Source organism: Ornithinimicrobium cerasi, assembly GCF_003702705.1.
GTDB lineage: Bacteria > Actinomycetota > Actinomycetes > Actinomycetales > Dermatophilaceae > Ornithinicoccus > Ornithinicoccus cerasi.
In genome coordinates this window covers 240,096-248,666 of sequence record NZ_QZMN01000006.1, presented here as the reverse complement: position 1 = coordinate 248,666, position 8,571 = coordinate 240,096, and the positions used below count along the sequence as shown (strand labels likewise).

General features: G+C 64.5%; 6 protein-coding genes. 2 read left to right on the top strand and 4 right to left on the bottom strand.

The features are described from left to right. Both D4B81_RS18805 and D4B81_RS09175 read left to right on the top strand, forming a co-directional pair. On the top strand, positions 1-209 hold a 209-nt coding region (locus D4B81_RS18805; RefSeq protein WP_237565913.1), incomplete at its 5' end, for a hypothetical protein. A 249-nt stretch (positions 210-458) separates the two neighbouring features. Beyond that, positions 459-1,694, top strand: coding sequence for an IS110 family RNA-guided transposase (locus D4B81_RS09175; RefSeq protein WP_122262122.1), 1,236 nt, complete (start codon positions 459-461; stop codon positions 1,692-1,694). 169 nt (positions 1,695-1,863) lie between these two features. On the opposite strand, the gene D4B81_RS09170 is transcribed toward D4B81_RS09175, so the two are convergent. The 4 genes from D4B81_RS09170 to D4B81_RS09155 all read right to left on the bottom strand — a co-directional run bounded on the left by D4B81_RS09170 (position 1,864) and on the right by D4B81_RS09155 (position 8,481). Then, positions 1,864-2,406: a GrpB family protein gene (locus D4B81_RS09170; protein WP_122262121.1), complete on the bottom strand. Its 543-nt coding sequence runs from the start codon at positions 2,404-2,406 to the stop codon at positions 1,864-1,866. 545 nt (positions 2,407-2,951) lie between these two features. Then, a complete protein-coding gene (locus D4B81_RS09165) occupies positions 2,952-3,635 on the bottom strand; it encodes a hypothetical protein (RefSeq protein ID WP_122262120.1) in 684 nt (227 codons plus the stop codon). 463 nt (positions 3,636-4,098) lie between these two features. Beyond that, positions 4,099-7,107, bottom strand: a complete 3,009-nt coding sequence (locus tag D4B81_RS09160) for a DEAD/DEAH box helicase (RefSeq protein WP_122262119.1) — start codon at positions 7,105-7,107, stop codon at positions 4,099-4,101. Positions 7,108-7,863: 756 nt separating this feature from the next. Further along, positions 7,864-8,481: a hypothetical protein gene (locus D4B81_RS09155; protein ID WP_161965080.1), complete on the bottom strand. Its 618-nt coding sequence runs from the start codon at positions 8,479-8,481 to the stop codon at positions 7,864-7,866. Positions 8,482-8,571 lie beyond the last annotated feature (90 nt).

The following is an 8,571-nucleotide window of genomic DNA, read 5'->3' as shown; positions in this document are numbered from 1 at the left end:
CTGCGCGGCAGGTCGGTCAAGTGAACTGCGACCGCCCAAAACGCAAGAGCGGCGGAGCGCGCCACGCGGCAGAAGAGTATGTGCATGGCTACGAGGGATGTCGGATGCAGTGGGTGGTGCCCGCGGGGCCCGTCGTCATCAGCTTGGTTCAGGCGGAATCGGTGCGCCTGAAGTGGCTGGCCACGCGGCCTGGGTCATCGCGCGAATGAATGCGTCCTTGCCTGCGATGTAGCTGATAGGCCATGGATGGGGCATCGCCTCGGTAGGCGGCCAGCCACCGGCCTGAGCGTGGGAGAGGTCAATGTGGAGCACGCGCAGCGTAGCGAGCATGAACGACATTGACGTCGAGGAGCGCAGGCTGATGGTGGGCCGTCGAGGCGATGGCCTGCCGTGATCACCGGCGAGCACCGCCTGGTGGCGCGGGCTGAGCGCCGTTCGTGCGGTGGAGGAGGTCTGTCATGTTGGTTCAGGCGCCCTTGGGCCTTTCAGCTCTGGTAGTGGCGATCGACCCTGGAAAGGTGATGAACCGGGTCTGGGTTAGTGATGGTGCTGGGTTGGTGACCGACCCGGTGTCGATGCCGGTCTCGCGCGCCGGGATCGGGGATCTGGAGAGCACTGTCAGCTCGCAGGTGGCCGGTCACGACGGGCTGGTGATCGCGATCGAGGCGACCGGCAGCCTGCACCGTGCCTGGGCCGTCGAGCTGGAACGGCTGCACCCGGGATCGGTGCGGTTGTTCGCTCCCTCGGAGACCAAGGCGGCACGCACCCAGCTGGGGTCGGGCCGGTTCAAGACCGATGACCGCGACTGCGCCGCGCTGACCTACCTGGCCAGGCAAGGAGGCGGGCGGGCCCAGGCTGAGGAGTCGGTCGTGGAGGAACTGTGCGCCGCGGTCCGGCACCGACGTGGTCTGGTCGCGGACCGCAAGAAGGCGCAGCAACGGCTGCATGACCAGCTCAACGCGCTCGTCCCCGGACTGTCGGCACCGGCCGGGCACGGCCGCTCGCTCGCGATCGAAGGAACGACCGGGCAGGCCGTGCTGGCCTGCGCGGCCGCGTTCGCCGGACGGCCGGCCTCCACCCGTTCCCTGACCGCCAGGTCGCCGGGCCGGATGAGCCCGGCCACCGCACGCTACTGGGCCCAGAGGTGGCAAGGCTGTCTGCCTCCGCCACCGGACGCGCAGGCACGCGCCAGCCGTCTGGGCCGGGACCTGCAGCGCTACCGCGCTCTGCAGGCTGACATCACGGTGCTGGAGGAGGAGATCACGACACTGCTGGCGCGCACCGACGGCCAGGTGCTCACCACCCTGCCCGGCGTGGCCACGGTCCGGGCGGCGGCGTTCGCCGCGCACAGTCTGCCGATCGCACGGTTCCCCGACGCCGAGCACCTCTACTCGGCGACCGGGCTGGCACCGGCGATGTATGAGTCCGCGACCCTGCGACGACGTGGACGGATCTCCCGCCAGGGCCTGGCCGAGCACCGAGACGCCCTGATGGGCATCGCCTGGGGCCTGTCCCGGTTCTCCCCTGCGTTCGCCGAACGCGACGCCCAGCTGCGCGCCCGCGGCATGGCCCCGATCCAGGCGCGCGTCGCCCTGGCCCGCAACGCCTGCCGCCTGACCTACCGGATGCTGGTGACCCAACAACCCTTCGATGAAGAGGCGTATCGTCGAGGCAGGCTCAGCCGCGGACGGTGACGGCCACGTTAGCTATGCCGCACGACGGCGCAACCTAGCTTGCCGCCCGTCCGCGCTGGGCCGCCCCCCTCACGGCGCACACGAAAGCCTGCCGCCTGACGGCGCCTGATCAGCCTGCCGAACTCGGCGGCCTCTTGAGCGCGGCCAACTCCCCGACCCTTCCCCCCTCTCATCGCGACCCCTCGTCGAGCACAGCGAATCCCGCGGTGCCCGTCCGATCACACGCGCCCGAACCACGCCCTTGACACGCAGCGCGAAAGCTAGGACGATCCTGAGGAAACTGGTCTGCCAGGCTGCGCTTGATCAGGGCGTAGCGCCCGCGCCAGTTCCTGTCGCGACGCAGCAGGTCGCGCACTGCGACCATTTGGGCGGCGGCGATGTGCCCCTCTGCCATCAGGTGCAGGTGCGCCACACGTTGGCGTTGTGGTCCGAGAAGGCGCAGCATGAACCGCTGCGAGTCTTCGGAGAAGCTGGTAGGTCGGTGCTCAAAGCCGGCTGCTGTGAGCCCGGCCAGTGCAATCTGCAGGTGGTCGGAGGGGACCGTCACAAGGATGTCGATGCAGTCTTTCGACGCCAGTCCGGGCACGGCGGTGGAGCCCACGTGCTCAACCACGGCACCCGCCGGAAGATCCGTCAGAAGTGTAATGCGCAACTGCTCGAAACGTGATGGCCAGTTGGGGTCATACTCCGCGAAGCCGAGTTCGTGAGTCACTCGCCAAACCTAGACCCGCCCGCCCATCGACACGACCGACCCCCGGCAGAGGCGGATGGGTACGGAATGGTTAGTCGCGTTCGTCTCTGACGTCTGCGAGGTCGGAGACCTCCCACCGCAAGATGGCGATGGCTTGGTCCGTCTCAGCGTGCCAGCGCTGACGGTTCTCCGGCGCATCCCACTGCCCGTCAAGGTTGCGATGGGCCCCCAGTACTCGTAACAGGACTGCAATCGCTCGGTGAGTTCAGGTGACAAGCCGTAGTCGGCGGGTTCCATGGCGTACTTGTCGGTGCCGTCCTCCCACAGCGGCCACACGTGTCCGTGGTCAAACATGAACCGGACCACTCGAGCCATGCCACATCTTTGCGCACGGCGGCAAAGTCGTATGCCTCCTTGGGGCGCGCAGACCGGGCCACCACTCGGCTGCCAGAGGCGCCATGGTGGAATGCCCCAGCAGTGACTCTGAGCTAACAGATCCGCATCATTTGTCGGCGCGACCTACTGAGAACGAGCGAACGACGACCGATCCCGTGGGTGCTGCTCGACTAGCCCCATCGCGTACGTGCTAATGGCGTGCTTGCTCCTACGTAGCCAAACTGATTCGCGATCCCATGCATGCGCTCCGTCAGGTCCGACACTTGGTCACATGACAGCTTGAGATACTCGAACGGGTCAAGTTCAGGGACCTCGGTTACACCCAAGACGATGTGTGCGTCGTGATCAATCGCCCATGTCCGCGCTAGTGTGGTGCGGTGCGTTGCCCGATTCCGGAGGCGCCGGAGCACGGCGAGCCAGCCGACCGGATTATCGCTATTTGCGCCCTCCAGAGCGTCGTCCACGTCGACGCTCAGCTCGCTCAGGGCATTTGAAGCCGTCAGCAGGGTACCCTGTACCGTTCTCTTGAAAGCTTCCCAGTTGTACTTGTGAGGGGCCAGACGCTTCTCCTCGGGCACCTGAAGTGCCTCCTCAGCGCTTTCGATCATTAGCACCACTGCCGCGTCGAACGCAGCGCTCAACGCCGATAGGGCGCCATCGAGGGCCATCTCGATGCCGATGTACCGGTCGTAGCCGTCCTCTGCGCCCAGACCGCCCAAGGTGCCGGTGTACCAGTCCGCGGACCAGACTTTGAAACGGACCCACGCGATGCGCTCGTCACTCTCGAGCAGTTCAGCGTACGTAGGTCTTCCTGGGAACGAAATGCCACTCGGGACAGCTTCAGGGAATGTCACGCGAGCGACCCTATACCTCGGATCGTTAGTCGGTTGCTCATGGGTCTGCCGTCGAACCGGGCAGCTGGAATTCTCACCGCGAGGGGTTCCCAGTCAAGGGCCTGTCGGTCCCAGAAGAGCGCGTGCGCCCCAGGCGCTGGCTCATTGGCCGCACGCCACCAAGTGCGGACGGGCCAGCAGCCTTCCCCGCCACCACGCGAGCCGTCAGACGCTGCGCGACCGCAACGGTACGTCCGGATTGATCAACGGGAGTCCCATATGGAGGACCGAGCGCTCGCTGTGGTTGCGGCTCTCGCGCCGGTTGGAGGAGACTCCGGCTGTACGAGTGGCTGGACACCGTGTATGGCAGGCTAGCCGTAAACAAGCGCAAATGCTGAACTCCCGAGACAGGCAGCCATGTACTCAGCAATGGCTCAAGAGAATGGCCGCGGGACGTTGCTGCTAGGTAGGTCACATAAGTGAGTTAGTCGCCGGATAAAAGGATGTCTCGCATCTCGGCCGTGAGCTCTTCGCCAAGCAGTTCTTGCATCTCTAGTTCGGGCATGGCGAGAAAGTCACTCGGGTTGCGCACACCAGCGCCTAGCAGTTCCAGATAATCCGCACGAGTCAGTCGCGATCCGGCCTTTATCGCCAAGCCCGCAAGCTCGCGCGGAGCACCCGTCTCGAGGAGCACCACCGCGACATCGGCAATGTCTTCATCTGATAGTTGGTGCCCCTGCAGCGTGGCAATCTGGCTGACGGAAGCGATCACATCACGCGTGCGCTGTGCAGCCGCACGGATGGGCCCCGCGATGCTCGACTCGCGCATGTGTTGGGTCAATTCGCCCTCGATACCTTGGAGCGGCATTGAGCTGGTGAATCTCAGAGCGGCGACCGCGCGCTTGGCTCTGGCGGTGGAATCGCCACCTCCGATGTGGAGATTGCGAACTAGATTGACCGAGCAGCCCAACTGCAGCAGCGTGTTCGGCCAGCGCTGCATCTCTTGGTGTGAACGCTTGTTGCGGGGCACGTATACGTCATCCAGCTCAACCGTAACTTGCGACAACAAAATCAGGTCGGAGAGGTCGATCCTTTCTCCGATGAAGCGGAGCGCCGACGACACTCGTTCCACGGATCGCACTTCAAGACCGGATTCCCCGGCGAATTGGCCAAGCGCTGTGAGTGTGATGGCGCCCGTTGGTTCGCGGTCGATCAAGCCCGCGTTGATCAATGCTTGGAGATCACGTCGGAGCTGGTTTGTGTCCCACCCATCTGTCTGACCGACGTGCTTGAGGTGCCAGACGGCGTAACTGTTCTCGAGAAGATCGACGAGCTCCCTTTCCTCAACGGAGCGGCCCAGAGCCGTCAGGGCTCTAACGATGATCGTCTGAGGATCGGTGTTCGCGCCGAGGAAGTGAGACTTGATAGGCTCCGGGGTTCCTAGGACATACTGGTGCCACGCCTCAGTTGGCGATGGGCGGCTTGTAGCGACGATGTACGACTCGCCAGCATCGGCGAAGCCCGGCCGACCGGCACGACCCGCCATGTTCTTGTACTCGGCCACGGAATAGGGATTTGATTGAGGGTGCTGCAGGCCAGCTATCACTACCGCCTCGGCTGGAGTGTTGACACCCATCGCAAGGGTGGTCGTCGACACGAGCACTCGAAGGTCTGAGTCTTTATCTCTGAAGGCGCGCTCCAGGGCAGCCCGCTCGTCACGATCGAGGTCGGAGTTGTGAAAACCAACACCTTGCGCGAGAGACTGGCGCAGAGCCCGCGAGGAGGCCGATAGGTCACCGGCTGGCAACGCGCCCAACGCTGAGTCAGCGGAGGCGAGACCAAGGTAGCGCCCGAGATAAACGGCCGTACCCTCCGTCTCTCCCTTGGTCGCCCGGAATACTATAGCTTTCTTGCCCTCGTCAACCAGTCGCTTGACCAGAGGTATAACGATCTGCTTGCTTCCGCCGCCGCCTGGCACGAAGGCAGGCTCGACGAACCGTTCCTCAGACGTCGTGCCATCGGGGTGGTGGTGCGCCGCATTGCCGTGCCCGTTGAGGACGGACTCACGAAGCGGCACCGGCCGGTGTCCCGTCTTGAGCAGCCCAGCGTTCAGCCATTGCTCGAACCCGTTGGTGTCGCCAACGACTGCGGATAGCGCGATGACCTGGACAGCGGAACCCCGAGCGTGCCCCGATCGCAGCAGCGTGATCAGGAACTCAAGCGAAGCCCCTCGATTCGGGTCAGAGATATTCTGGACTTCATCGATGACGACACTTGAGACCGAGCGCATGACATAAGGGGTGCCGACGGCGATATTCAAGAACTTCTCGTAAGTCAGCAACGCGATGTCGTAGTGACCGGAGTAGAGGTCAGCGGTCTGGTCACTGTACTCGCCTGAGGCGCGGATAACCCTGAGCCGGTCACCGTAAACACGTTCGAAGTACGCGAACTTATCGTTAACGAGGGCGCGCAGAGGTAGAAGCATGACCGAGCGACCGCCAGTCAACGCCTGTTGGATGGCGGCGATCTCGCCGATCAGTGTCTTCCCCGATCCAGTCGGCGCCACGACAAACACCGACTTGCCGCTGAGAACGCCAAAGTCATTGATGGCGGCCTGCTGAAGTTCGTTGAGGCCGGCGGGCATCGACGTCGTCCACGCATCGATCAACTGCTCGCTGAGCCCGTACGGCTTGAGCGTCTGCCACTCAGCAGTGACCGGGGCCGTGACGCGCTCTGGGAAGGCCGCCGCGTATGCGGTGCCCGGCCGCAGGGCTTCGACGGCGGGTGAACCCTCGAACGAGCCGTAGATCGTCGGCGTCTGAACCTCGTTGATGAGTTTGGCGCTCTCAATGACTTTGGCGACGGTCCATCGCAGCAGACCCATGAGGTCGATCAGGCCATCGGATGCAAGACCCTCAACACCCTGCAAACCCTCTATCAGGTGATACGACAGCAGCCCATGGCCAAAGGCCGCCGTCTCTAACGCCGGCTCGGATGCTCCCGAAGCGGTTAAGACGACCCGGCCCTCTCCGCGCACCATCGTCTGCAGCGTTGTGCGGTCCTCGGCGACCTGCCGCTTTGCGGTCGGCGCAAAAACTCGTGCACCCCCGAAGCCGCCCGAGAAGCAGCAGTCAAGGATAACCACGAGGTTCTTGCTCGGAATGCGATCGAGGTGGTGCGCCAACTCATCGAGCGGCATACACGAGGCAGCCAGGTCGAACACATCCGCGTCGACTGGCACGAGGGCGTGATCAGGCGTGCCGTGTCCGGAGAAGGACACCACGACGAGGTCGTCTTCGTCGCAGGCGGCCAGTGCCCCGAGTTCTCCGCGGATGCCGTCAAGGGTGGCGCTTGCGTTAGTCAGCAGAGTCACTCCGGCGCCGTGCGTATCCAGCAGCAGACTTCCAATCGCTGTCGCATCAGCAACACAGCAAGACAAGCGGTTGATCGGCGTCGGGTATGCGTCGATCCCAATACAAAGTGCCCGCAGCATGCTAAGCCCGTCCTTAGGTTGTTCCGATCCCGCGCCGCAGCGCTGGCTCAGTCATCGCCCTTGATGACCACGCCCGCATCCTCCCATCGTCGCGTCCTACCACCATCAAGCTAACCCGGACGACCGAAGGGAGGGAGGTTCATAGCGCGTGTGCTGCATTCGGGTACATCAGTCCTGTTCGCGTTCGGCGATGCTCCGTCATCGGCATCTTCGAGGTGGCGAAGGAGCGCGGAGCACTCGTCCGCTCATCGGCGGAGTCGCGATGTCACGACCCTCCGGTGTGGCGGAGGCCCTTGGGGTGCGTGAAACCACCGGACGCGACGGTGACCCATTCTGGGCGAAGTGACGCACCACTGGCGTGTGGTCGGACGTCGAGACGGATGCTTGGAGTTGGACAACGTCCAGTCATCGAAGCGTCCGCTGTCGCGCCCTCCGGGCGCTGAGCCCCACTTGGACGCCGCATCGACGGCACTCCACAGATGGGCAGGAGACGGCGCCAAGTCGTGGTCGCTCCCGGGGCCGTGATGATGGCCCTCCGCTTCGTCACCCACGCACGCGGACCGTACCCCAGAAAGTACTGCAGTGGGGTACGCAATCGACGCGATCCGGTGTGCTCTGCAACGCCCTGACCTGCAGGGATGCGTCGTTGCGTACCCCATCCGTGGACTTTGCAAGCAGGGGGTTAGGGGTTCGAGTCCCCTCGCCTCCACCCAGGTCAGAGGCCCCTCCCGCTCAGCCGGGAGGGGCCTCTTGTGGTCAGCGGGGCTTGAGGGAGAAGGTCGCGGACCCCTTCACGTACTCGAAGTCGCGGATCTGGTTCTTGAACACCACGGTGTAGGAGTAGTCGCCGGTCGGCCCCGAGACCGAGGCGGTGATCCGGTCACCCCAGATGTTCGCGCGGGGGCCGCTGGCCTGGGCGTCGTTGTCCTTGAACGACCACTGGCCCGTCCCCTCCGCGAACAGCTCTCCCGCCGCGATGGCCGTGTCCGTCCCGTCGACGAGTCCGTCGGTGTCGATGCAGGGTGACCAGATGTTGCCCAGCGACGGTGACTTGCCCTCCTCGAAGGTCCAGAGCTCGACCGGCACCGTGGCGTCCCACGACACCCTGATGTTGCCGGACCCGACGTTCTTCTCGGTGATGGTGACAGGCGTCGCCGAGACCACCACGGGGAACTCCGGCGGGTCTCCGACCTCCCCACCGAGCACCCACTCGCGGAAGGCGTTCTCCGCGGCCACCATCTCGTCGGTGCAGAAGTCGTCGCGGGTGGTGTTGACGAACGCCACCAGGTCGTTGGTGCCGTCGGCGATCGTGGCCCAGACGTCATCGACGACGACCGTGGTCGGCGGGTCGGCGGCCGCTGGGCTGACTCCCACAGCAAGCAGCGTCAGGCACGCCACCATGGTTCCCGCCCGTCGTGGTTGCGACATCAACACACACCTCCTTGTATGCGGACAGGCCCCTCC